17 protein-coding genes, 2 tRNA genes and 2 rRNA genes are annotated in these 25,925 nt (G+C 59.1%); 8 read left to right on the top strand and 13 right to left on the bottom strand.

Translation table 11 applies throughout. The features are described from left to right. Positions 1-53: 53 nt before the first annotated feature. From ACA064_RS10050 to ACA064_RS10015, 8 genes are all read right to left on the bottom strand, one after another. Positions 54-2,945 (bottom strand): 23S ribosomal RNA (locus ACA064_RS10050). A 227-nt stretch (positions 2,946-3,172) separates the two neighbouring features. Next, positions 3,173-3,248: transfer RNA gene (locus ACA064_RS10045), tRNA-Ala, on the bottom strand. Positions 3,249-3,278: 30 nt separating this feature from the next. Continuing rightward, positions 3,279-3,355 (bottom strand) — tRNA-Ile (locus tag ACA064_RS10040). 81 nt (positions 3,356-3,436) lie between these two features. Then, a 16S ribosomal RNA gene (locus ACA064_RS10035) occupies positions 3,437-4,975 on the bottom strand. Together the 16S and 23S rRNA genes with 2 tRNA genes alongside form the textbook arrangement of a ribosomal RNA operon. Before the next feature lie 692 nt (positions 4,976-5,667). Beyond that, positions 5,668-6,066, bottom strand: a complete 399-nt coding sequence (locus tag ACA064_RS10030; RefSeq protein WP_497673210.1) for a hypothetical protein — start codon at positions 6,064-6,066, stop codon at positions 5,668-5,670. Between the two features lie 107 nt (positions 6,067-6,173). Then, complete coding sequence (locus ACA064_RS10025; RefSeq protein WP_497673209.1) at positions 6,174-6,929, bottom strand: PAS domain-containing protein; 756 nt, start codon at positions 6,927-6,929, stop codon at positions 6,174-6,176. Further along, positions 6,929-7,588 carry a response regulator gene (locus ACA064_RS10020; RefSeq protein WP_497673208.1) on the bottom strand — a complete coding sequence of 220 codons (660 nt, stop codon included), beginning with the start codon at positions 7,586-7,588 and terminating at the stop codon, positions 6,929-6,931. The genes ACA064_RS10025 and ACA064_RS10020 overlap by 1 nt, the downstream gene beginning before the upstream one ends. Then, entirely contained in the window at positions 7,557-8,633 is a 1,077-nt protein-coding gene (locus ACA064_RS10015; RefSeq protein WP_497673207.1) for a sensor histidine kinase, read from the bottom strand. Before ACA064_RS10015 ends, ACA064_RS10020 begins: the two co-directional genes overlap by 32 nt. Before the next feature lie 361 nt (positions 8,634-8,994). Between ACA064_RS10015 and ACA064_RS10010 the strand changes: the two genes are divergently transcribed. The 8 genes from ACA064_RS10010 (at position 8,995) to ACA064_RS09975 (ending at position 19,253) form a co-directional block, all read left to right on the top strand. Continuing rightward, the gene (locus ACA064_RS10010; protein ID WP_497673206.1) at positions 8,995-9,528 is read left to right on the top strand and encodes a dimethylamine monooxygenase subunit DmmA family protein; all 534 of its coding nucleotides are present in this window, start codon (positions 8,995-8,997) and stop codon (positions 9,526-9,528) included. Further along, entirely contained in the window at positions 9,525-10,466 is a 942-nt protein-coding gene (locus tag ACA064_RS10005) for a PDR/VanB family oxidoreductase (protein WP_497673205.1), read from the top strand. The genes ACA064_RS10010 and ACA064_RS10005 overlap by 4 nt, the downstream gene beginning before the upstream one ends. A gap of 9 nt (positions 10,467-10,475) precedes the next feature. After that, positions 10,476-11,489 (top strand): heme-dependent oxidative N-demethylase family protein, encoded by a 1,014-nt coding sequence (locus ACA064_RS10000; protein WP_497673204.1) that lies wholly within the window; start codon positions 10,476-10,478, stop codon positions 11,487-11,489. A gap of 31 nt (positions 11,490-11,520) precedes the next feature. Beyond that, entirely contained in the window at positions 11,521-12,651 is a 1,131-nt protein-coding gene (locus tag ACA064_RS09995; protein ID WP_497673203.1) for an aminomethyl transferase family protein, read from the top strand. 33 nt (positions 12,652-12,684) lie between these two features. Beyond that, entirely contained in the window at positions 12,685-13,551 is an 867-nt protein-coding gene (gene purU / locus ACA064_RS09990; protein WP_497673202.1) for a formyltetrahydrofolate deformylase, read from the top strand. A 52-nt stretch (positions 13,552-13,603) separates the two neighbouring features. Further along, on the top strand, positions 13,604-14,971 hold the full coding sequence (locus ACA064_RS09985) for a trimethylamine monooxygenase (RefSeq protein WP_497673201.1): 1,368 nt from the start codon (positions 13,604-13,606) through the stop codon (positions 14,969-14,971). A gap of 45 nt (positions 14,972-15,016) precedes the next feature. Beyond that, positions 15,017-17,359, top strand: a complete 2,343-nt coding sequence (locus ACA064_RS09980; protein ID WP_497673200.1) for a trimethylamine N-oxide demethylase — start codon at positions 15,017-15,019, stop codon at positions 17,357-17,359. A gap of 184 nt (positions 17,360-17,543) precedes the next feature. Next, the gene (locus ACA064_RS09975; protein WP_497673199.1) at positions 17,544-19,253 is read left to right on the top strand and encodes an APC family permease; all 1,710 of its coding nucleotides are present in this window, start codon (positions 17,544-17,546) and stop codon (positions 19,251-19,253) included. A 572-nt stretch (positions 19,254-19,825) separates the two neighbouring features. On the opposite strand, the gene ACA064_RS09970 is transcribed toward ACA064_RS09975, so the two are convergent. The 5 genes from ACA064_RS09970 to glnT all read right to left on the bottom strand — a co-directional run bounded on the left by ACA064_RS09970 (position 19,826) and on the right by glnT (position 25,848). Next, complete coding sequence (locus ACA064_RS09970) at positions 19,826-21,160, bottom strand: ammonium transporter (RefSeq protein ID WP_497673198.1); 1,335 nt, start codon at positions 21,158-21,160, stop codon at positions 19,826-19,828. Positions 21,161-21,516: 356 nt separating this feature from the next. Further along, the gene (locus tag ACA064_RS09965; RefSeq protein ID WP_497673197.1) at positions 21,517-22,839 is read right to left on the bottom strand and encodes an FMN-binding glutamate synthase family protein; all 1,323 of its coding nucleotides are present in this window, start codon (positions 22,837-22,839) and stop codon (positions 21,517-21,519) included. A gap of 10 nt (positions 22,840-22,849) precedes the next feature. After that, positions 22,850-23,533, bottom strand: coding sequence for a protein glxC (locus ACA064_RS09960; protein WP_497673196.1), 684 nt, complete (start codon positions 23,531-23,533; stop codon positions 22,850-22,852). Positions 23,534-23,544: 11 nt separating this feature from the next. Continuing rightward, positions 23,545-24,450 (bottom strand): class II glutamine amidotransferase, encoded by a 906-nt coding sequence (locus ACA064_RS09955; protein WP_497673195.1) that lies wholly within the window; start codon positions 24,448-24,450, stop codon positions 23,545-23,547. A gap of 63 nt (positions 24,451-24,513) precedes the next feature. Further along, entirely contained in the window at positions 24,514-25,848 is a 1,335-nt protein-coding gene (glnT, locus tag ACA064_RS09950) for a type III glutamate--ammonia ligase (RefSeq protein WP_497673194.1), read from the bottom strand. Positions 25,849-25,925 lie beyond the last annotated feature (77 nt).

Below are 25,925 nucleotides of genomic sequence, written 5' to 3'. Positions count from 1 at the left end.
TCACACACCGCAATCTGGTGCCCTTTCAGGCCAACAAATTGCTTGGGTGTTATATGGTCAAGCCTCACGGGCAATTAGTATTGGTTAGCTCAACGCCTCACAGCGCTTACACACCCAACCTATCAACGTCGTAGTCTTCGACGGCCCTTCAGGGGACTCAAGGTCCCAGTGAGATCTCATCTTGAGGCTAGTTTCCCGCTTAGATGCTTTCAGCGGTTATCTATTCCGAACATAGCTACCCGGCAATGCCACTGGCGTGACAACCGGAACACCAGAGGTTCGTCCACTCCGGTCCTCTCGTACTAGGAGCAGCCCCTCTCAAATCTCAAACGTCCACGGCAGATAGGGACCGAACTGTCTCACGACGTTCTAAACCCAGCTCGCGTACCACTTTAAATGGCGAACAGCCATACCCTTGGGACCGGCTTCAGCCCCAGGATGTGATGAGCCGACATCGAGGTGCCAAACACCGCCGTCGATATGAACTCTTGGGCGGTATCAGCCTGTTATCCCCGGAGTACCTTTTATCCGTTGAGCGATGGCCCTTCCATACAGAACCACCGGATCACTAAGACCTACTTTCGTACCTGCTCGACGTGTCTGTCTCGCAGTCAAGCGCGCTTTTGCCTTTATACTCTACGACCGATTTCCGACCGGTCTGAGCGCACCTTCGTACTCCTCCGTTACTCTTTAGGAGGAGACCGCCCCAGTCAAACTACCCACCATACACTGTCCTCGATCCGGATAACGGACCTGAGTTAGAACCTCAAAGTTGCCAGGGTGGTATTTCAAGGTTGGCTCCACGCGAACTGGCGTCCACGCTTCAAAGCCTCCCACCTATCCTACACAAGCAAATTCAAAGTCCAGTGCAAAGCTATAGTAAAGGTTCACGGGGTCTTTCCGTCTAGCCGCGGATACACTGCATCTTCACAGCGATTTCAATTTCACTGAGTCTCGGGTGGAGACAGCGCCGCCATCGTTACGCCATTCGTGCAGGTCGGAACTTACCCGACAAGGAATTTCGCTACCTTAGGACCGTTATAGTTACGGCCGCCGTTTACCGGGGCTTCGATCAAGAGCTTCGCGTTAGCTAACCCCATCAATTAACCTTCCGGCACCGGGCAGGCGTCACACCCTATACGTCCACTTTCGTGTTTGCAGAGTGCTGTGTTTTTAATAAACAGTCGCAGCGGCCTGGTATCTTCGACCGGCATGGGCTTACGCAGTAAATGCTTCACCCTCACCGGCGCACCTTCTCCCGAAGTTACGGTGCCATTTTGCCTAGTTCCTTCACCCGAGTTCTCTCAAGCGCCTTGGTATTCTCTACCCAACCACCTGTGTCGGTTTGGGGTACGGTTCCTGGTTACCTGAAGCTTAGAAGCTTTTCTTGGAAGCATGGCATCAACCACTTCGTGTTCTAAAAGAACACTCGTCATCAGCTCTCGGCCTTAGACTCCCGGATTTACCTAAGAGTCCAGCCTACCACCTTAAACTTGGACAACCAACGCCAAGCTGGCCTAGCCTTCTCCGTCCCTCCATCGCAATAACCAGAAGTACAGGAATATTAACCTGTTTTCCATCGACTACGCTTTTCAGCCTCGCCTTAGGGACCGACTAACCCTGCGTCGATTAACGTTGCGCAGGAAACCTTGGTCTTTCGGCGTGGGTGTTTTTCACACCCATTATCGTTACTCATGTCAGCATTCGCACTTCTGATACCTCCAGCAAGCTTCTCAACTCACCTTCACAGGCTTACAGAACGCTCCTCTACCGCATCACCTAAGTGATACCCGTAGCTTCGGTGTATGGTTTGAGCCCCGTTAAATCTTCCGCGCAGGCCGACTCGACTAGTGAGCTATTACGCTTTCTTTAAAGGGTGGCTGCTTCTAAGCCAACCTCCTAGCTGTCTAAGCCTTCCCACATCGTTTCCCACTTAACCATAACTTTGGGACCTTAGCTGACGGTCTGGGTTGTTTCCCTTTTCACGACGGACGTTAGCACCCGCCGTGTGTCTCCCATGCTCGGCACTTGTAGGTATTCGGAGTTTGCATCGGTTTGGTAAATCGGGATGATCCCCTAGCCGAAACAGTGCTCTACCCCCTACAGTGATACATGAGGCGCTACCTAAATAGCTTTCGAGGAGAACCAGCTATCTCCGAGCTTGATTAGCCTTTCACTCCGATCCACAGGTCATCCGCTAACTTTTCAACGGTAGTCGGTTCGGTCCTCCAGTTAGTGTTACCCAACCTTCAACCTGCCCATGGATAGATCGCCCGGTTTCGGGTCTATTCCCAGCGACTAGACGCCCTATTAAGACTCGCTTTCGCTACGCCTCCCCTATTCGGTTAAGCTCGCCACTGAAAATAAGTCGCTGACCCATTATACAAAAGGTACGCAGTCACCCAACAAAGTGGGCTCCCACTGCTTGTACGCATACGGTTTCAGGATCTATTTCACTCCCCTCTCCGGGGTTCTTTTCGCCTTTCCCTCACGGTACTAGTTCACTATCGGTCAGTCAGTAGTATTTAGCCTTGGAGGATGGTCCCCCCATATTCAGACAAGGTTTCTCGTGCCCCGTCCTACTCGATTTCATGACCAAGAGATTTTCGCGTACAGGGCTATCACCCACTATGGCCGCACTTTCCAGAGCGTTCCGCTAATCTCAAAGCCACTTAAGGGCTAGTCCCCGTTCGCTCGCCACTACTAAGGGAATCTCGGTTGATTTCTTTTCCTCAGGGTACTTAGATGTTTCAGTTCCCCTGGTTCGCTTCTTACGCCTATGTATTCAGCGTAAGATACCTAACTTATGTTAGGTGGGTTCCCCCATTCAGACATCTCCGGATCAAAGTCTGTTTGCCGACTCCCCGAAGCTTTTCGCAGGCTACCACGTCTTTCATCGCCTCTGACTGCCAAGGCATCCACCGTATGCGCTTCTTCACTTGACCATATAACCCCAAGCAATCTGGTTATACTGTGAAGACGACATTCGCCGAAAATTCGCAATTTAACTCACAAATTTTACCTTAGCCTGTAACAACACCAGTGAAAGTGTTGTCCAGTCTATCTTTCTATCACATACCCAAATTTTTAAAGAACGATCTAATCAAAGACTAGAAATCAATATTCACATTGGAATATTCATTTCTAAACTCTAACGGTACGAAGCAGTAAGTGGTGGAGCCAAACGGGATCGAACCGTTGACCTCCTGCGTGCAAGGCAGGCGCTCTCCCAGCTGAGCTATGGCCCCGTATTTCTACAGGCGTGTCCCACACAAAATTGGTGGGTCTGGGCAGATTCGAACTGCCGACCTCACCCTTATCAGGGGTGCGCTCTAACCAACTGAGCTACAGACCCAATTTCGGGCTGCTTCTATCGTCTTCTTCAATGAATCAAGCAATTCGTGTGGGAACTTATGGAGCAGCTGATGTCGTCGATTAAGGAGGTGATCCAGCCGCAGGTTCCCCTACGGCTACCTTGTTACGACTTCACCCCAGTCATGAATCACACCGTGGTAACCGTCCTCCCGAAGGTTAGACTAGCTACTTCTGGTGCAACCCACTCCCATGGTGTGACGGGCGGTGTGTACAAGGCCCGGGAACGTATTCACCGCGACATTCTGATTCGCGATTACTAGCGATTCCGACTTCACGCAGTCGAGTTGCAGACTGCGATCCGGACTACGATCGGTTTTCTGGGATTAGCTCCACCTCGCGGCTTGGCAACCCTCTGTACCGACCATTGTAGCACGTGTGTAGCCCAGGCCGTAAGGGCCATGATGACTTGACGTCATCCCCACCTTCCTCCGGTTTGTCACCGGCAGTCTCCTTAGAGTGCCCACCTTAACGTGCTGGTAACTAAGGACAAGGGTTGCGCTCGTTACGGGACTTAACCCAACATCTCACGACACGAGCTGACGACAGCCATGCAGCACCTGTCTCAATGTTCCCGAAGGCACTCCGCCATCTCTGGCAGATTCATTGGATGTCAAGGCCTGGTAAGGTTCTTCGCGTTGCTTCGAATTAAACCACATGCTCCACCGCTTGTGCGGGCCCCCGTCAATTCATTTGAGTTTTAACCTTGCGGCCGTACTCCCCAGGCGGTCAACTTAATGCGTTAGCTGCGCCACTAAGAGCTCAAGGCTCCCAACGGCTAGTTGACATCGTTTACGGCGTGGACTACCAGGGTATCTAATCCTGTTTGCTCCCCACGCTTTCGCACCTCAGTGTCAGTATCAGTCCAGGTGGTCGCCTTCGCCACTGGTGTTCCTTCCTATATCTACGCATTTCACCGCTACACAGGAAATTCCACCACCCTCTACCATACTCTAGCTCGACAGTTTTGAATGCAGTTCCCAGGTTGAGCCCGGGGATTTCACATCCAACTTAACGAACCACCTACGCGCGCTTTACGCCCAGTAATTCCGATTAACGCTTGCACCCTCTGTATTACCGCGGCTGCTGGCACAGAGTTAGCCGGTGCTTATTCTGTCGGTAACGTCAAGACCATCACGTATTAGGTAACGGCCCTTCCTCCCAACTTAAAGTGCTTTACAATCCGAAGACCTTCTTCACACACGCGGCATGGCTGGATCAGGCTTTCGCCCATTGTCCAATATTCCCCACTGCTGCCTCCCGTAGGAGTCTGGACCGTGTCTCAGTTCCAGTGTGACTGATCATCCTCTCAGACCAGTTACGGATCGTCGCCTTGGTGAGCCATTACCCCACCAACTAGCTAATCCGACCTAGGCTCATCTGATAGCGCAAGGCCCGAAGGTCCCCTGCTTTCTCCCGTAGGACGTATGCGGTATTAGCGTCCGTTTCCGAACGTTATCCCCCACTACCAGGCAGATTCCTAGGCATTACTCACCCGTCCGCCGCTCGCCACCAGGTACAAGTACCCGTGCTGCCGCTCGACTTGCATGTGTTAGGCCTGCCGCCAGCGTTCAATCTGAGCCATGATCAAACTCTTCAGTTCAAACATCTTTGGGTTTTTAGAAAACCCTAAATTTAGCTCAGCAATCGTTGGTTACATCTTTGATTTCTCGCGGAGTAACTTGTGATGCTGATAATCTTGTTGACTATCAGTCTGACTCCACAAGCACCCACACGAATTGCTTGATTCAGTTGTTAAAGAGCGGTTGGTTAAGATCTTTCGTCTCAACCGAGGCGCGCATTTTACGCTTTCCTCTGCTGCTGTCAAGCGGTTATTTTCAGAAGTTTTCAAAGTTTCCTTTGTAACTTCAACCACTTGGCGCTTCCGATCACTCGTTAGCGGGAGGCGAATTCTACAGCGTTACTCGCTGCTGTCAACACCTGTTTTACACCGCTTTCGATCGAGTGGATCGAACCGTTGATAACGTCAAACCAACCGACCTTATCAACTCCTTCTGGGCTTCGATGAACTGAAGCAACTCGCTGCCGAAAACTGCGTAACTCTTTGTTTACCAAGGAGTTTTCCGTTTCGACTGCGCCGGAAGTGGGGCGAATTATAGACTTCCAGGATCTGCCGTCAAGCCCTAATTAAGGCTTTCTATCGATAAGCCTGAAAAAGCCCGAAAAGCGCCGGTTTTTGCTCCTTCTATATAGAAGAGCAATCAGCTTGGAGCAACCCATCACTCAAACCGGCGACCGCCGACCGCCGACCGCCGACCGCGGCGTCATAGAGGATTACCCATAGGAACAGATCAACGACAGGAATTGATTCTCCACGCTGGTGCCATGAGTCTCTGTTTCATCCCACAGAATCAGTTCGCCGTTGTAATAAGCAAAATAGGCCGTTGCCTGGGCACTGTGTTGCCTGGCCTTGCCACACACAGCGAGGTCCTGCCCGCTTTGATCGACGGCCGTTCCGTAAAGCGGCTCAAAATCCCAGCCCTTCCCTTCCAATCCTGTCAGAGCCTTGGCTCGCGCCAGACTCTTGTCCTTTTCAGAGACCCCGACTTTCACCCGCGTCGCAGGTTTGCCTTTCGCCGCGATGGGTACGGCACTCTCGGGCACTGGATGTTCGCCACTGACGCAGCCCAAAATGAGCGAGAACGCCAAGCCGAGTCCTGCAAACATTTTCATCGTCGTACCACCGTCAGCCAATAGTTCTGCAACGTAGCACGAGCCCGCTCGCAGACAGCTGACATAGCTCAGGTGCGTTACAGATAGCGTTTAACTGTACCTTCGCCCTAAATGACGATCTCAAAAATCGCACCCTCGATACCCAGTAATTCACGACTGTCCGAATAGATGCCCACACCCTTTTCCCAAACGTTCTTGATGCTGTTGTTCGCACACCGGATCCGGTAACGAAGCTCGTACGGCTGGTGTCGGGACAAGGCATATTGAACCTCGCGCCAGACGTAATCGGCGTCGTCCGGATGAATCAGGCTGTTGTAGGTGCAGTCGTGACTGTCCATCAGCCGCTCGGCGGCATAACCAGTCAATTGCAGACAGCCGGCGCTGACGAACTCCATCGTCCAGTCGCGGTTGTTGCGACCGCGATAGATCAGCCCGGGCATGCTGTCGAGCAGGCTCAGAGCGCTGCGTTGACTGGCCTGCAAGACAATCTCGCGACGCTTGTGCGCGGTGATGTCATTGACCACCAGATAGAACCGCAAGTCGCGGCGCTTGAGGCTGATATCGAACCAGCGCAGGTCGCCCTGCGGATGCACGAATCGCAGGCGTTGACTAAAGGAGATATCCGGCCGACGGCGCAATTCATAGAGCGCCTGTCGCCATAGGGAACGATCTTCCTGATGTACATAATCGACGATGTTGCGCCCCTCGCCCGGCGCCTCCATCAAGTCGCTCCAGGCGCTGTTGAAATGCACAATCTCGCCGTTGTCCTTGAGTTCAAGCAAGGCGATAGGGAATGCGTCCAGTGGTTGCGGTGCCTGCCGGCCAAACACCGACTCAGGGGTTGAAGCACGTTCCTGCGCCATTAGTGACGCTCCTTTGTTCTCAATGACGCGACCTTGTGCACCCAGGCCGCCAGCTCCAGTCGCGAACGCAAGTTGAGCTTTTGCAGCAGATTCTTCACGTAGATCTTCACCGTGCCGTCGCTGATGCCCAACTCGCGGCCGATCTGCTTGTTGCTCATGCCCGAGGCGATCAACGCCAGGGTCTGCCCTTCGCGATCGGTCAGGCTGTCGTCTTCAATCTTATCCAGCGGTGCCGCGGTTTCGCCTTGTCCGGCCAGCAGCGAGACCAGGCAATCATCCAGCACGATCGCGCCTTTGCTGCAATTGCGCATATACGCCAGCAGCGCCTCAGGCTCGGTCTCCTTCAACACATAACCGCTCGCGCCGAGGCGCAAGGCCGTCAGCAACTCGGCGCGATCCATCGAGGCGGTCAATACGACAATCTGGCATTCGAGCCCCAGCTGTTTCATCTCGTCGAGCACCTGCAAACCGCTCAAACCCGGCATGTGCAGGTCCAGCAGTACCAGCTTGGGGGTCAGCTGTACGGCCAGGTTGATCCCTTCCCTGCCGCTGGCAGCCTGGCCAACCACATCGAAGTCGTCGCTGGCGGCAAACAGTTGCGCCAGTCCTTTGCGAAACAAGGGATGGTCATCGATCAACAATAAGGTCGTGCTGTTCATCGAAGCGCCTCTGCGGGTCATGATTATTCTGGATAAGGCTCAAGTGCACGCGAGCACCATGGGGTCGAATGGTTTCGATCGACAACTGCGCACCGATGGTCGCTGCACGTTCACGAATGATCGCCAGTCCATAGTGGTTTTCTTCCACCGACGCCGGGCTCAAACCGATCCCGTCGTCTTCGACGGTCACCGTAATCTCGCCCTGGGCCTGACGCAGTTCGATCCGTACTTGCCGGGCGTGGGAATGCCGGACCACATTGGCCAGTGCCTCGCGAACGATCTGCAGAATTTGCAGTTCGGTTTCCGGGTACAGCGCATTCTCGGCCAGACGATTGTCCAGCTCGAAAACGATGATGCAGCGTCGAGAAAACTCAGCCACAGAGTCCGCCAGGGCCTGACGCAGCGAACGGCCATCCATGGTCAAGCGTGCGCTGGTGATCAATTCGCGTACCTGGCGCTGCAAATGACTCAAGCCGCCGCGCAACTCGGCGAGCAATGGCGCGGCCTGTTCCGGCTCGCGCAATTTGCCTTGCATCAGGCTGGCCTGGAACGACAGATAGCCCAATTGCTGTGCCACCGAATCATGCAGTTCACGGGCCAGCGCACCGTGCTGGAACGTCGCCTCCCGACATTGCTGCTCACGCTTGTGCCGCAGCAACTGCACGGTCACGCCCAACACCCGCGCTGCCTCCCCGAGCAACCCATGAAACCCGCGACTGGCAGCGCGCGGCGTGTCCAGCAGCAATACCCCACGCCTGCCGGGCGGGATACCGGGCAAACCACTCAGCAGTCGATAACGTCCGCGGTCCAGGCACGCCGTACAGCGCGATGGCAGAGCAGTCACGCTGCCGTCGCGCCACGGGCAGCTCGTGGCCTCATCGCAAGGATTGAGCATGGCTCGTCGGGCGGGCCCAAAGTCTTCGCCAGTCAACAACAAGCCGAGCTTGCTGCCGGGGTTCAGGGCTTCGAATCGATCAAGAAAATCTGACAAGGCATCGTCCGCGTCGGCCAGGCGCAGCGGCAGTTCGGCGAGCAATGCCCGCACGCTGTCTACCTGCCGTGGCCGCGAGCGCAGCAGCCACTGCCTCCACCCGCCGGGTCGCATTCGTACTCTCAATGATATCCGCCTGCCTTTTTGAAAACCCTGGCATTAGCCGAGCAACTTCCATGCCTTGCCGGTTATCGCCGACGGACTACCCCCAAAGAGCTATCTCTTTTTCCGGATTGAAAGGTAATTCCTTTCGGGAAACTATCTTCCCCAACAGGAAACAACGATTCCGAATCTGAACCCGGCAGACGCCGACAAACCAGCGCACGACGTCGAGGCTTGATGCCCGGCTTGCGCACCAGATCGGGACACTTATTCCCTCGACGATATTGAAACGCTGGACTCCAGGAGGCTTGCCATGACTGAGACACCAAGCGCTGCGCCGTACAGGCCCCAGAGTGTGTCGGTGTACCGCGAACCGACGCTGCGCTCCGAGGCGCTGCAGCACATTCTGGTGACGCAAACCGCGACAGCCCCGGCGCTTGGGTCACTGATCCAGCGCTTCGATCAGCCGGGGCGGCCTACTCCCCGGGTGCTCTGCGCCGCGGTGGACGACTTCGAGCGCCAGTTGAAAGCCTTGCTCGATGCCGCCGCGGTCGGCACCCGGCTGTATGTCCTGGGCGATGAAGCCTTCCTTTGGCGCATCCACGGCCTGGCCTGCACCGCCGGAATGCACAGTGAAGAAATCGACCTGATCCAATCCGGGCCGGTGCTGCGCAGGGTGTTTTGCGTGCACTGCGGCTGCGTTCAGGACAGCGGCGCTCAAGCAGAAGTCTGCTGCGTCAAATGCCGGGTCCGGCTGGGTGTGCGCGAACATTTTTCCCAGCGACTGGGCGCCTACCTGGGGGTCTGCGAAAACCCCGATCAACCGTTTGCGCAGGCTCAAGCATGAGCGCGGCGCTGGAGGTACAGATCGCCGATGCAAGGTTGCTGACACCGGTGATTCGCGAGTTCACCTTGGTCAGCCGCAGTGGCCGCTTGCCGGGTTTTTCCTCGGGTAGCCATGTCCAGGTCCATTTGCCCTTGGCCGAGCGCCATTTGCGCAATGCGTATTCGCTGATCAGCGACCCGGCCGACACCCGCCACTATCGCATCGCCGTGCGCTTGCAGGAGGACTCGCGGGGCGGTTCGCGCTATCTGCATCAGCAGGTGAAGGTCGGCGACAGATTGTGCATCTCGCCCCCGGCCAACCTGTTCGCCCTGCATTCCATCGCGCGCCAGCACATCCTGATTGCCGGCGGCATCGGCATCACACCGTTCATGGCCTACATCAGCGCGCTGGAACAGCGCGGTGCCGACTTCGAATTGCATTACGCCTACCGCAAACACCTGACCGATGCCTATGCCGACGAACTCCAGCAACGCCTGGGCTCGCGCCTGCATCGCTATGACGGCAGTAACGGCGTGGCCCTCGATCTCACGGCGATCCTCAGCGGCCGGCCACTGGGCAGTCATGTCTACGTCTGCGGCCCGCAGCGGCTGTTGCTTGGGGTTCGGGAACAGGCCAAGGCCCTTGGCTGGCCGCCGGGGCGGGTCCATTGGGAAGCCTTCAGCGGCGCGGAACCGGGGCTGCCCTTCAGCCTGGAACTGGCGCGCAGCGGGCGGCGGATTCAGGTGAGCGCCGAGCAAAGCCTGCTCGAAGCCCTGGAATCGGCGGGCCTGGAAATTCCCAACCTGTGCCGCGGCGGGGTCTGCGGGCAATGCGTCACCCGCCACCTCAAAGGCGATATCGAACACCGCGACAACATTCTGAGCAGCACCGAGCAGGCCGAATTTCTCATGCCCTGCGTTTCACGCGGCTGCGGTTCTGCCGTTTTGCTGGACCTTTAGGAGTCGACCATGACCGTTAAATTCAGCCCTCTGGAAAGCTACCGGGACACCTTCAGCTTTCGCAACAGCCCGACGGCCATCGAGCGCTTTCCGTATCCGTTCACCGAAGACAGCTACATGTACTCGGTGAACATCGAGCCGGCACGCGCCAGGGAACCGGGGTCGGTTTATCAGCACTGGTTCGATATCGACGAGCACTACCTGTCGGAAATGGCCGAGCGCGCGCTGGTTCTGGACAAGGATCCAAGCCGCTACCTGGTAATGCCCCATATGCAGGAAGCATCCTGGGATGCCTTGCAGATGTTTATGGAACATCTGGCCGCCGACTACCCGCAGTGGTTCGAACTGAGCTGCGACGGCAACCGCTGGCACTGGCGCAACAAGGCGCTGGGCATCGATCAGGCGTTTGTCTTCGGCGACGCCTCGAGCCTGCCCTGCGAGCCGCTGGAGTTCATCACCCGTCAGGTCCAGGGCGACATCGCCCTGCTCGATCAGCGTGACGATGACCTGTTTATGGACGCCGGCATGGTTACCAGCCCGGCCGACTGGTCGCTGGCCTTCGATGCCGGCATGAGCTTCAAACAGTGGCATTCGCCAGTACCCATGGCCAACCAGATGGGCGTGTTCGACCGGGCACTGAAGTACCTGCTCAACGTTAAGGTCGACCAACCGGTGCGCCGCTTGAACTGGACGCTGACCATCAATCCACGGCTGGACTCCTCCCCCGAGACCTACCACGAATGGGGCGCCGAACGCGGCAGCATCACCGATGAAAACGTCGGCCAGCTGGTGCACCTGCGTGTGGAGCTGCAATTCATGGCCCGCCTGCCCCGCAGCAACGGCCTGATGTTCAGCATCCGCACCTACCTGATCAGCATGAACGAACTGGTCAGCCATCCCGGCTGGGGCTGTCGCCTGCACCGGGTGTTGCGGGACTTGCCCGAGCCGATCGCCGAATACAAGGGCATGACCCGTTATCGGCAGACCCTGGTTAATTGGCTTAGCCAATTCGACCCAGCCTGAACCACCACCTATTCAGATAAGGAATCACCTTATGGCCAACTCCTGGCGTATTTCCGCACTGACCGAACGCCACCGCGCGCTCGGCTCACAGCTTGAAGACTGGAACGGCATGGGCACCGCCTGGACCTACGCCACCGACCTCGCCGACCATCATCAGGCGATCCGCACCCGCGCCGGTCTGATGGATGTTTCGGGGCTGAAAAAAGTCCACTACGTCGGGCCTCACGCCGAAAGCCTGCTGCAATGGGCGACCACCCGTGACATCGCCAAGCTCTATCCGGGCAAGTCGGTGTATGCCTCGATGCTCGATGACGACGGCAAATTCATCGATGACTGCATCGTCTACCGCACCGGCCCCAACGCCTTCATGGTGGTGCACGGTGCGGGCACCGGCTACGAGATGCTGGTCCGCTCGGCTCAGGGCCGGCAGGTCGCAGTGCTGTTCGATGACGACCTGCACGACCTGTCGCTGCAAGGGCCCGTGGCCGTGGACTTCCTCGCCGAACACGTCCCGGGTATTCGTCAACTTCCGTACTTCCATCACCTGCAGACCAAGCTGTTCGGCCGTCCGGTGATGATCTCCCGCACCGGCTACACCGGCGAGCGCGGCTACGAAATTTTCTGCAAGGCTGCCGATGCGCCGCAGCTGTGGGACGAAATCCTCGAACAGGGTGCGGGCATGGGCATCATCCCCTGCGCCTTTACCGCCCTGGACTGGCTGCGGGTCGAAAGCTCGCTGATGTTCTTCCCCTACGACAACTCGCAGATGTACCCCTTTGCCGATCAAAAGGCTGGCGACACCCTGTGGGAGCTCGGCCTGGATTTCACCGTGTCCCCAGAGAAGCGCGACTTTCGCGGTGCCGATGAGCACCGTCGTCTGCGCGGCCAGGAACGCTTCAAGATCGCCGGCATCCTGCTCGAAGGCACCCGCGCCGCCGACGCCGGAGACACCCTGTGGCAGGCCGGCAAACAGGTCGGCGTGATCACCTGCGGTATGTATTCGCGCCTGAGCAAACGCTCCATGGCCATTGCCCGCATGGACGCCGACTGCGCCGCCCCCGGTTTTGCCCTGCAGATGCGAGGCAGCCTCGAGGTCGCGGCCATCACCCACGCCTTGCCGTTCGATGACCCGGAAAAAACCAAACGCACTGCCAAAGGCTGATCGACAGCACCACGCACTCCAAAGGAGACCTCGATGGACACGCCAAACCAACACTACATCCTGAAGATCAGCTGCCCCGCCGCTTCCGGCATTGTTGCCGCCGTCACCTCCTGGCTGGCCGGGCAAGCGTGCTACATCAGCGAGCTGTCGCAGTTCGACGATGAGTTCACCGGACGCTTTTTCATGCGCGCGGTGTTTCGCTTCAACAAAGGCGTGGTCGGCGACATCGCGCCACTGCGCCTGGGCATGAACGAGTTGGCCGGCGGTTTCGACATGCAGTGTCAACTGTTCAGTTCCGCGCAGCCGACCCGCGTGCTGCTGATGGTCAGCAAATTCGACCACTGCCTGACCGACCTGCTGTATCGCCATCGCAAGGGCGAAATGGACATGCAGATCACCGCCATCGTCTCCAACCACCTGGACCTGCGGCCAATGGCCGAACGTGAAGGGATTCGCTTCATCTACCTGCCGGTCAACAAGGACAGCAAGTCCCGCCAGGAAGCCGAACTGCTGCGCATCGTCGAAGAAACCGAGACTGACCTGGTGGTACTCGCCCGCTATATGCAGATCCTCTCCGACGACCTGTGCAAGCAGCTGTCCGGCCGGGCGATCAACATCCATCACTCGTTTCTCCCCGGTTTCAAGGGCGCCAAGCCCTACCACCAGGCCTACGAGCGCGGCGTGAAACTGATCGGCGCCACCGCCCACTACGTCACCTCGGACCTCGACGAAGGCCCGATCATCGAGCAGGAAATCCAGCGCGTCGATCACACCTACCTGCCCGATGCGCTGGTCGCCATCGGCCGCGACACAGAAACCGTGGCGCTTTCCAAAGCCCTGAAATACCACCTGGAACACCGGGTGTTCATCAACCAGGACAAGACGGTGATTTTTCGCTGAGCGAGCCGTTTTTCCGATCCACAGCCACGAGACACAGCCACGAGACAAGACCATGACCTCACGCGTAGCAATCATCGGCGCCGGCCCTTGCGGCATGGCTCAACTGCGGGCATTTCAATCGGCCAGGGACCAGGGAACGCCCATCCCGGAACTGGTTTGCTACGAAAAACAGCAAGACTGGGGAGGCATGTGGAATTACACCTGGCGCACCGGCCTGGATGAAAACGGCGAACCGGTCCACGGCAGCATGTACCGCTATTTGTGGTCCAACGGCCCGAAAGAGTGCCTGGAGTTCGCCGACTACAGCTTCGAGGAGCATTTTGGCCGCCCCATCGGCTCCTATCCGCCACGGGAAGTACTGTGGGACTACATCAAGGGACGCGTCGAAAAAGCCGGGGTTCGCGACTACATCCGTTTCAACAATGTGGTGCGCCAGGTCACCTACAACGAAGAGACTCGCCGCTTTACGGTAGTCGCCCACGACCACGGCAGCGATAGCCAGACCTCGGAAGAGTTCGACTACGTGATCAACGCCTGCGGGCACTTTTCGACGCCGAAGATGCCGTATTTTCCCGGTTTCGAGCAGTTCGGCGGGCGCATCCTGCATGCCCATGATTTCCGCGATGCGCTGGAGTTCAAGGGCAAGGATTTGCTGATCGTCGGCAGCAGCTATTCCGCCGAAGACATCGGCTCCCAGTGCTACAAGTACGGCGCCCGCAGCATCACCAGTTGCTACCGCACCGCGCCGATGGGCTATGACTGGCCGGCCAATTGGGAAGAAAAGCCGCTGCTGCAGCGTCTGGAAAAGAACCGCGCGTACTTTATCGACCGCACCCACAAGCACATCGATGCGGTGATCCTCTGCACCGGCTACAAGCATCACTTTCCGTTTCTGCCGGACGAGCTGTGCCTCAAGACCGACAACCGACTGTGGCCGATGAACCTGTATAAGGGCATTTTCTGGCAGCCCAACCCGCAGCTGATCTACCTCGGCATGCAAGACCAGTGGTACTCGTTCAACATGTTCGATGCCCAGGCCTGGTACGCCCGTGACGTGATCCTGCAACGCATCGCCCTGCCCGACCAGAAGCAAAGGGCCGCCGATATTCTGGAATGGCACGCCCGCGAACAGCAGCTTGAAACCAACCAGCAGATGTTCGAATACCAGGGCGCCTATATCCAGCAACTAGTGGACGCCACCGACTACCCGAACTTCGATATCGCCGCGGTCAACGACACCTTCCTGCACTGGAAGCACGACAAGGCGCACAACATCATGGGTTACCGCGACAAGTCCTACCGCTCGCTGATGACCGGCACTCAGTCGCCGCCCCATCACACACCATGGCTCGAAGCGCTGGACGATTCCATGGCAGCGTACCTGGGTGAAGAACCCACGGCCGTCAAGTCGGTCGGTTGAGCCTGCACTCATGACGACAGCACTGAAAACCATAGGAGCATCGACATGAATGCACCGCGTGTTTCGAACCCGTGGGAGCCGGGGCTGTTCGCCCGGGCTCCGGCGCTGGAACGCTATCGGGTGGCTGCTGGCGGGTTGACGCTGATCGCCCTGGAAGTCGGCGATACCCTGCAAGTGATCGACGTCGAAGGGCTGCAACGCTGCGAACTGCTGGCCTTCGACAGCCTTGGACGCTCTGCACTGGCGGCGCTGGGGCTGGTTGCCGCGCCGGCTTGCCGCTTTATCGCCACGCAGATGTCCGAGGCCAACCTGCAGGCACGCCGCATTGCCCAAGGGCTGAGCAAGCGCGGAGTCGAGCCTTTTCCTCTTCCAGGCGCAGCCACGCTGTGGGATGAGCAGTCACCAGCCGGCTACAGCCGCAGTTTCATTGCCAGCGAAACGCTGCTGATCATCGTTGCAGCGCCGAGCGAGCCGATCTCGGTTGATCGGCAATACACCGCCAGCGAGTTGCGGGTGGTGGTCCAGCGGGCCAATCCTTCACCGCTGCTGGTCCCGCCGCTGCCCGAGCCTCTAGGTGAGCTGCTGGATGAGTTCACGATCCGCGCCGGAACCGCCCACAGCTATACGGTGGACAAAGGTCAGTACATCCAGGTGCTGGACGTCGCCGGGCGCCAATGCTCGGATTTCGTCTCCCTGAATCGCCGGGCCCTCGATCAGCGGCAAGAGCTGGAGCTGGATCAGACCGTCACCCGCACTCTCAACGGCAATGCCTATCCGGCACCGGGGCTGTTCTCGAAGTTCTTCGACCGGCAGATGCAACCAATGCTCGAGGTAGTGCGTGACACCGTCGGTCGGCATGACTCCTTCGCCCTGGCCTGTGCGGCGCGTTACTACGAAAGCCAGGGCTATTTCGGGCACGACAACTGCAGTGACAACCTCAGTCGCGCACTTGAACCCTTCGGGGTCCAGGCCCGCAGCGGTTGGCCGGCGATCAACTTTTTCTACAACACCGGGATCGATGCCCACCAGCAGATGACCCTGGATGAACCCTGGTCGCGGCCGGGAGACTACGTGTTGCTGCGGGCCATGACCGATCTGGTCTGTGCCAGTTCATCCTGCCCGGACGACATCGACCCGGCCAACGGCTGGAACCCGACCGACATCCATATTCGTGTGTACTCAGAAAAGGAGCGCTTTTCCATCGCCATGGCCACTCGAAAAACCGCCGATGCCGACCCGACGCTGACCCGCGAGTCGGGCTTTCACTCCCGCACCAGCGCCCTCACCGGCAGCTTCACCGACTACCGCAACTGGTGGTTGCCGCTGCGTTACGACGGCTTCGGCGCCATCGATGAATATTACGGCTGCCGCGAACGGGTGGCGGTCATGGACCTGACCGCCCTGCGCAAATTCGAAATCATCGGCCCGGACGCCGAGGCCCTGCTGCAGTACTGCCTGACCCGCGACGTGCGGCGCCTGGCCATTGGTCAGGTGGTCTATTCGGCGATGTGCCATGAACACGGCGGCATGCTCGACGACGGCACCCTGCTGCGCCTGGGCCAGGATAATTTTCGCTGGATCTGTGGCGAGGACTACGCCGGGGTCTGGCTGCGGGAACAGGCGCAGAAGCTCGGCATGAAAGTCTGGGTGAAATCCGCCAGCGAGCAGATTCACAACCTCTCGGTGCAGGGACCGCTGAGCCGCGAACTGCTCAAGCAAATGGTCTGGACCCCGGCCACCCAACCCGGCGTGGAAGCCTTGGGCTGGTTCCGCTTCCTGGTCGGTCGGCTGGATGGCTACGACGGCTGTCCGCTGATGATTTCCCGCACCGGTTATACCGGCGAGCTGGGCTACGAAGTCTGGTGTCAGCCCGAGGATGCCGAGCGGGTCTGGGACCGGATCTGGCAACTGGGCGAACCGCTGGGCATCGTTCCGTTGGGTCTTGAAGCGTTGGATATGCTGCGAATCGAAGCCGGGCTGATCTTTGCCGGTTACGAATTCAGCGATCAGACCGATCCGTTCGAAGCCGGGATCGGCTTCAGCGTGCCGCTCAAGAGCAAGACCGACGACTTCATCGGCCGTGACGCTTTGCTACGACGCAGCGCCAATCCCCTGCACAAGCTGGTAGGCCTGCAACTGAACGGCAATGAGGGCGCCCATCACGGTGACGGCGTATACAGCGGTCGCGCCCAGGTCGGCGTGGTCACCAGTGCCTGCCGTTCGCCGTTATTGGGTAACAATATCGCCTTGTGCCGGGTGGATGTCGCCTGCTCCGAGGTGGGGACCACCCTGCAAGTAGGCAAGGTCGATGGTTTGCAAAAACGCATCGATGCACGGGTCTTAGCACCGATTTTCTATGACCCGCAGAAAAACCGGGTGCGTAGTTGATTCATTGCTGCACCGAACATTGAGTACAGAACACGGCCACTGCGTTGCCCACCAGCGAGACAAAGAGTCTTTCCACAAGACCGAAAACACTCGCTGACCGAAGCCCCTGTCGCCGAATCGGCGCAGGGGCATCGGCTGAACTTCCGACTGCCCCCGACAATTCTTCTTACATGGGATAACAGAGATGGAAGCGACTACATTCGAGACCGTACCGCAGGCTGGTCAGACGGTTGGCAGCCTGCAGCGCAAAATTGACTGGCGAGGTGCGTTCTGGGTTGCCAGCGGCGTGCCGGCACTGGTGCTGTTCTCCATTGGCGCGATTGCCGCGACGGTGGGCAAACCGGCGTGGATCGTCTGGATCATTTCGATCCTGTTCGGTTTTATCCAGGCCTTCACCTACGCCGAGATTGCCGGGCTGTTCCCGCATAAGTCCGGCGGTGCATCGGTCTACGGTGCCGTGGCCTGGGTGCGTTACAGTAAATTGATTGCACCTATTTCGGTGTGGTGCAACTGGCTGGCGTGGTCGCCGGTGCTGTCCATCGGTTCCGGGCTGGCCGCCGGTTACATCCTCACCGCGCTGTTTCCGGCGGATGCGCTGATCAACACCTGGCAACTGACCTTGCTTGACCTGGGCTGGATCAAGAGCGGGTTGTCCCTGCGCCTGAACGCAACCTTCGTGGTTGGTGTGGTGATTCTGCTCGGGGTGTTTGCCGTGCAACACGGCGGCATCCTGCGCTCGGCGCGGCTGACGCTGATTTTGGGCGTCACCTCACTGATTCCGCTGCTGCTGGTGGGCGTGGTGCCGTTGTTGACCGGCGATGCCCTGCAAGCCAACTTCCTGCCGTTGTTCCCCTTGGCCCACGACGCCAGCGGCCAGGTTATCGATGGTGCCTGGGACATTTCCGGCTGGTCGTTGATGGCCGGCGGTCTGTTCATGGCCGCCTGGTCGACCTACGGTTTCGAGACCGCTGTGTGCTACACCCGCGAGTTCAAAGACCCCAAGCGCGACACCTTCAAGGCGATCTTCTATGCCGGCCTGCTGTGCATTCTGGTGTTCACCCTGGTGCCGATGGCGTTTCAGGGCAGCCTCGGCCTCGGTCAACTGGTCAGCGCCGCCGTGCTGGATGCCAACGGCACAGTGGTGACGCCCGCGGTCTACAGCGGCTTGCTGGCACCGGCAATCTACAGCGGCATGGGCGTCGGCCAGGCCATGGCCGACAGCATCGGTGGCGGCAAGGTCGTGGCCGACAGCATCGGTGGCGGCAAGGTCGTGGCCAACGTGGTGTTGATCATGCTGATCCTCGCCACCTTGCTGGCGATCATGACCTCGATGTCCGGCTCCTCGCGCACCTTGTACCAAGCCTCGGTGGACGGCTGGCTACCCAAATACCTGGGCCGCACCAACGACCACGGCGCGCCCACCGCCGCCATGTGGACCGACCTGTCGTTCAACCTGCTGCTGTTACTGATGTCCGACTACGTATTCGTCCTCGCGGCGTCCAACGTCAGCTACATCATCTTCAACTTCCTCAACCTCAACGCCGGCTGGATCCACCGCCTAGACCGCCCGGACTGGGTGCGCCCGTACAAGGCACCGACGGTGCTACTGGCGTTGGGCGGCGTATTGAGCTTCGTCAACCTGGCGTGCATGGGCCTGGGCGCCGATATCTGGGGTGCCGGCACCCTGTTCACCGGCGTGCTGCTGGCGCTGCTGATCCTCCCGGTGTTTGTCTATCGCCACTACGTGCAGGACAAAGGCCGCTTCCCGGCGGCCATGCTCAGCGACCTGCATATCCAGGCCGATGACGGCGTCAAACGGGCGGGTGTGCTGCCGTATGTGACGTTGGTGGCTGGGGTGTTGGTGGTGTACTTTTGTCATAGTCTGGTGGTTTGAGTCAGCCATGCACTGACTGTTGAAAGGCTGAAATATCAGGCGAAATCTGCAACTTATAAATGAGCATTCCGAGTCCATGTTTAGCGCAACACTTCACTTTTAGCGTGAATTGCCAGGGACGGCGAAACGCTAACATCCCGCGATTTCCTCACCTATCATTGCCCGGTATTGTTGCCCTGCCCCTTTAATCTGAATGTCAGTTCTCAAGGTCCCCATCCATGACCCGACATCCAGCACGCAAGATCAAAAGATCGCAGCCTGCGGCAGCTCCTACGGGGGGCGTACATCCGATCAATCACCGTGACATGCGGTCGGCGTAGGAGCTGGCGCAGCCTGCGATCTTTTGGCGGTTTCGCAGATGGCCCAGGAGCAAGATCAAAAGATCGCTGCCTGCGCCAGCTCCTACGGGGGGCGTACATCCGACCAATCACGGTGACATGCGGTCGGCGTAGGAGCTGGCGCAGCCTGCGATCTTTTGGCGGTTTCGGAGATGGCCCAGGAGCAAGATCAAAAGATCGCAGCCTGCGCCAGCTCCTACGGGGGAGCCACGCGCCCTCATTTTTCCCGCCAGATCACACGCTATAAGCCCGTTCATCATGCTCGGCCAAATCCAGCCCCACTGACTCGTTCTCGCCACTGGTACGCAAACCGATGGTCCATTGCAGCCCCTTGAGGATGATCAGGCTCACCACAAAGCAGTAGACGAAGGTAAAGCTGACGCCTTTCAATTGAGTCAGCACCTGATCAACGATATCCAGATTCTCCACATACCCGCCCAACGCCGGAGAAGCGAAGACGCCGGTGAGAATTGCGCCGACGATGCCGCCAATGCCGTGCAGGCTGAATACGTCGAGCGAATCGTCGTAACCGAGCTTCTGTTTCAGCTGGCTGACGCCGAAGAAACACGCAGCGCCGGTGATCAGGCCAATCGCCAGGGCGCCGGCCGGACCGACGAAGGCGCAGGCTGGGGTGATGCCAACGAGACCGGCCAGGGCGCCGGAGGCTGCGCCGAGTGCGCTGGGCCGACCGTGGATCAGGGTTTCGGTGAGCATCCAGCCAACGACGCCGGCGCACGCCGCCACTTGGGTGGTCAGCATGATGATCCCGGCGCCGGTATTCACCGCCGCGCCGGAGCCGATGTTGAAACCGAACCAGCCGACCCACAGCAGGCCGGCGCCCATCAGGGTGAACCCGAGGTTATGCGGGGGCATCGCGACGTTCGGGTAGCCTTTGCGTTTGCCCAGTACCAGGCTCGCTGCCAGTGCTGCGACGCCGGCATTGATATGCACGGCGGTGCCACCGGCGAAATCCAGCACGCCCCAATTGACCATCAGCCCGCCGGGACCGCCCCAGATCATGTGCGCGACCGGGGCGTAGACGAAGGTAAACCACAGCGCCATGAACGCCAGCGCGGCGCTGAACTTCATGCGTTCGGCGAAGCCACCGACGATCAGTGCCGGAGTAATGATTGCGAAGGACATCTGGAACACGCTATAGACGCCTTCGGGAATGCTGCCCACCAGGCTGTCGTGGGTCATGTCGAGCATGAACACCTTGCTCAAGCCGCCGACGAAGCTGTGCAGATTGACTTCACCGGCGACCATGCCCGTGGCGTCGACGACGATGCTGTAGCCGTAGACCACCCACAGCACCCCGATCACGCCGGCGATGGCGAACAGCTGGGTGAACACCGAGAGGAAGTTTTTCGCCCGGACCATGCCGCCATAAAACAGCGCCAGACCGGGAATGCACATCATCAGCACGAACAGGGTCGCGGTCATCATCCAGGCGGTGGTGCCGGTGTCCAGGGTGGCATCGGCCGCCGAGGCCAGAGGTGACAGACACAGTGCGGCGAACATCAGTGCCAGGCGGGGGAAGGTCAGCCGTGAATCGGAGAATGGAATCATTGTCAGCAAGCTCCAGAGCAGGAAGGTCGTCTAATGGGGCTGGCAGAAGAAAAAAGTGCGAGGCCGTGGGGCCTCGCTGTGTGTGCGGGTCTGTGCCCGCTTGTGGGTAAAACCGAAAAAAACGCCGCCCATACGGGCAATGTTGTTCACTTAAGCCAACTCTTCAGTTTGGTTACATTTGTGGCGAGGGGGCTTGCCCCCGCTGGAGTGCGAAGCGCTCCTAAAATCAGACAACGGGATCGTTCAGTTAGAACCCGTGTGCCGGTTTTACGACTGCTTCGCAGCCGAACGGGGGCAAGCCCCCTCGCCACAGGTTTTGTGCTCGACGCTTCTTTATCTATCTGACCAGCTACGTTTTAGTACTGCTGCCCAGGAATCCACGAAGTCCCGGCCAACGGCACCCGAGCCATGGCCGCCGCTTCCACGGTCAGGGCCACCAGGTCTTCGGGGTCGAGGTTATGCAGGTGCGACTTGCCGCAGGCCCGGGCCATGGTCTGGGCTTCGAGCACCAGTACCCGCAGGTAGTTGGCCAGGTGACGACCGCCTTCCACCGGGTCCAGGCGCTTGGACAGTTCCGGGTCTTGGGTGGTGATGCCGGCCGGGTCACGGCCGTTCTGCCAGTCGTCATAGAAGCCGGCCGCCGAACCGAGTTTTTGCAGTTCTTCGTCCAGACGCGGATGGTTGTCCCCCAAGGCGATCAGCGCCGCGGTACCGATCGCCACGGCATCGGCCCCCAGGGCCATGGCTTTGGCCACGTCGGCGCCGTTGCGAATGCCACCGGACACAATCAGCTGAACCTTGCGGTGCATGCCCATTTCCTGCAGCGCCTGAACCGCTTGCGGAATGGCCGGCAGGATCGGGATGCCAACGTGCTCGATAAACACTTCCTGAGTCGCCGCCGTACCACCTTGCATACCGTCGAGTACGATCACGTCGGCCCCGGCTTTGACTGCCAGCTTGACGTCGTAGTACGGACGACTGGCGCCGATTTTCACGTAGATCGGTTTTTCCCAATCGGTGATTTCACGCAGCTCGGCGATCTTGATCGCCAGGTCGTCCGGCCCGGTCCAGTCCGGGTGGCGGCAGGCGCTACGCTGATCGACACCGATCGGCAGTGTGCGCATCCCGGCCACCCGCTCGGTGACTTTCATGCCCAACAGCATGCCGCCGCCGCCCGGCTTGGCGCCTTGGCCGAGGACGATTTCGATGGCATCGGCCTTGCGCAGGTCATCCGGGTTCATGCCGTAACGCGACGGCAGGTACTGATAGACCAGATGCTCGGACTGGCCGCGCTCTTCCGGGGTCATACCGCCGTCACCGGTGGTGGTGCTGGTGCCGGCGATGGTCGCGCCACGGCCCAGGGCTTCCTTGGCGTTGGCGGACAAGGCGCCGAAGCTCATGCCGGCGATGGTCACCGGAATCTTCAAGTGCAGCGGCTTCTTGGCAAAGCGGTTGCCGAGGATCACATCGGTGCCGCACTTCTCGCGATAGCCTTCCAGCGGATAGCGGGAAACGCTGGCGCCGAGCAGCAGCAAGTCATCGAAGTGCGGCAGCTTGCGCTTGGTGCCGCCACCGCGAATGTCGTAGATGCCGGTTTCGGCGGCGCGCTGGATTTCCTGAATGGTCAGGCGGTCGAAAGTCGCGGATTCGCGCAGGACTGGAACAGGTTTGTCGCTCATGGTGTTCTCCTTAGTACGCGGATGCGTTATCGACTTTGAAGTTGTAGAGCTGACGGGCCGAGCCGTAGCGTTTGAAGGCCTTCGGGTCAGCGCTGAAACCGGCTTGGTCGAGCAACTCCTTGAGCTCGATAAGGTGCTCGTTGCGCATCTCTTTTTCGATGCAGTCCGAACCCAGGGATTGCACGCTGCCCTGCACGTAGATCCGCGTTTCATACAGCGAATCGCCCAAGGCATCCCCCGCATCGCCGCACACCACCAGACGCCCTGCCTGGCCCATGAAGCAGCTCATGTGGCCGATGCTGCCACCGACCACGATGTCGATGCCTTTCATGGAAATCCCGCAACGGGCACCGGCGTCGCCCTCGATCACCAGCAAGCCGCCGTGGGCGGTAGCGCCCGCTGCCTGGGACGCACTGCCCTTGACCCGCACCGAGCCGGACATCATGTTTTCCGCGACACCGGTGCCGACGTTGCCGTGCACGGTGATGTGGGCTTTCTTGTTCATGCCCGCGCAGTAGTAACCGGCGTGGCCCTGGATATCGATGAACAGTTCCTGGTCAACGCCGACGGCAATGTTGTGCGCGCCGTTGGAATGGGTCACCACCCACTCGGCATCGCTCAGTTGTCTGGCCTGGTCGTGCAGCCCCTGATTGAGCTCGCGTACTTCACTGACAGATAGATCGATAGTTTTCATAACGGGGCTCCTCAGGCGCTTTTGCGTTCCCATATGTACATGGTGGATGGCGCTGGTTCCCAGACTTTGGCGTGCTCGATGCCGGGCAACCTCGAGAGCGCCTGGTATTCCGAGGCCATGGCGACGTAGTCGTCGGTTTCAGCGAGGATCGCCGGTTTGCAGGCAATCGGATCGCGAATCACCGCAAAGCCATTGCGGGTGCCGATGGCGAAGGTGAAGAAGCCGTCGAGGTCTTCCAGTGCATGATCCAGCGCGACTTTCAGCGAGTCGCCCTGTTGCAGGCGCCAGGCCAGGTAGCCGGCGGCGACTTCGGTGTCGTTCTCGGTCTGGAACACGATGCCCTGGCGCTTGAGTTCCTGGCGCAGGCGGAAGTGGTTGGACAGCGAGCCGTTGTGCACCAGGCACAGGTCGGCGCCGGTGGAAAACGGGTGGCTGCCCTCCATGGTCACCGCGCTTTCGGTGGCCATGCGGGTGTGGCCGATGATGTGACTGCCCTTCATCCCGGCGAGGTTGAAGCGCTCGGAGATTTCCTTGGGCAAGCCCATACCCTTGAGGATCTCGATGCTTTGCCCGGCACTCATGATGCGCACATCCGGCGCCAGTTCAGCCAGGGCGCTGCGCACATCGGCTTCGTTGGCCGGGGTTTTCAACACCACGGCGCTGGCGTTCTGAAACCAGTTCATCGACTGGCCCAGGCGGCCTTCCAATGCGCCCATCAGGGCACTGAAATCAAAACCGGGCACAGTGCCTTGCAAGGTCAGCTTGACCGAGCCTTCAGCCACTTCATCGCCATAAATGGCAAAGCCGGCGCTGTCCGGACCACGGTCGGTCATCGACAGCAGCATGGGTTCGAAGAGCTTTCCGAGCTGGGACTCCAGCGCTGGATTCTTCAAGTACAGACCTACGATTCCGCACATACATTTCTCCTACTGGGCAGCCGGTTCCTCGGTCAGAGGTACCGGGTCGTTAAAAACAGTCGTTTAGAAAAATTCGGTGTAACGCTGGATCTCCCAATCGGAGACGTGACGGCTGTACTCGACCCATTCCATGCGTTTGAGCTCGATGAACTCGTCGACGATTTCCCGGCCGAGTGTGGCCCGGAACAACGGGTCGGCATCCAGTGCGTCACAGGCTTCCTTGAGGCTCTGGGGCAAGGTGGCGATGCCACGGCCGGCGATTTCTTCGAGGCTCAGGGAGTAGAGGTTCTCGTTGCATGGCTCCCCCGCTTCCAGCTTGCGATCGATGCCGTCCAGACCGGCGGCGATGATCGCGGCGCTGACCAGATACGGGTTGCAACCGGCATCCGGCAGGCGAAACTCGAGACGCCCATAAGGCACGCGGACCATCGCCGAGCGGTTATTGGAACCGTAGGCAACGAACGCTGGAGCCCAGGTCGAACCGGAAAGCGAACGACCGACCACCAGGCGCTTGTAGGAGTTGACGGTAGGCGCGGCGAAGGCACACAAGGCCGGACCATGAGCCAGCAGGCCAGCGGCGAAGTGGTAGGCCATTTTCGACAGGCCCATGCCGCGCGAGTCGCTGGCGTCATGGAACAGGTTCTTGTTCACCGCGTCGGCGATCGACAGGTGAAAGTGCATGCCGTTGCCGGCGCGTTTGGGGTCAGGCTTGGGCATGAACGAGCAGATCATGCCCAGGTCGTTGGCGACTTCACCGGCGGCCATGCGGAAGAAGGTGAAGCGATCCGCCGAGGTCAGCGCGTCGCTGTAGGTGTAATTGATCTCGAACTGGCCGTTGGCGTCTTCGTGGTCGATCTGATAGATGTCGAAATCGACTTTTTGCAGCGCTTCGGTGAGATTTTCCAGGAACTGCCGCGAACGCGACAGACCTTTGTAGTCGTAGCAGGGTTTGTCCAGATTATCGCTGGCATCAACGCTGCATAGTTTGCCTTCGGCGTCACGGCGGAACAGGCTGAACTCGGGTTCCAGCCCGGTATTGAGAGTCCAGCCGCGAGCCGTCAGGCGTTCTACCTGACGCATCAGTACATAGCGCGAATCGTAAGGGTGCGGCTCGTTGTTGACGTGGCCGACGCAGACGATGCGGCCGTAACCCGGTTGCCAGGGCACGGCGGTCAGGGTGCTCGGGTCGCCCTTGGCCATGAAGTCCGGGCCGTGGGGTTGCATGCCCATGCCGCAGATAGCGAACCCGGCAAAACCGGCGCCACTGTCGATTACCGTCTGCAACCCGGAAACCGGAACCGATTTGGTTTTCGCCGCGCCGTGAATATCCACGAACTGAGCCAGCACGTATTTGATTTTGTGCTCATCGATGATTCGTTGTGTATCTGTGGGCAACATCACATATGACTCCTCGAGCAAGGCAAGACAGCGGGATCTGCTTCGAGAGTCGGCTGAGGTCCCTGACGATAGTCCAG

Source organism: Pseudomonas sp. LBUM1658 (genome assembly GCF_059716055.1).
Note: the sequence above shows the minus strand (reverse complement) of the source record. Positions and strands in the feature narration are given on the sequence as shown.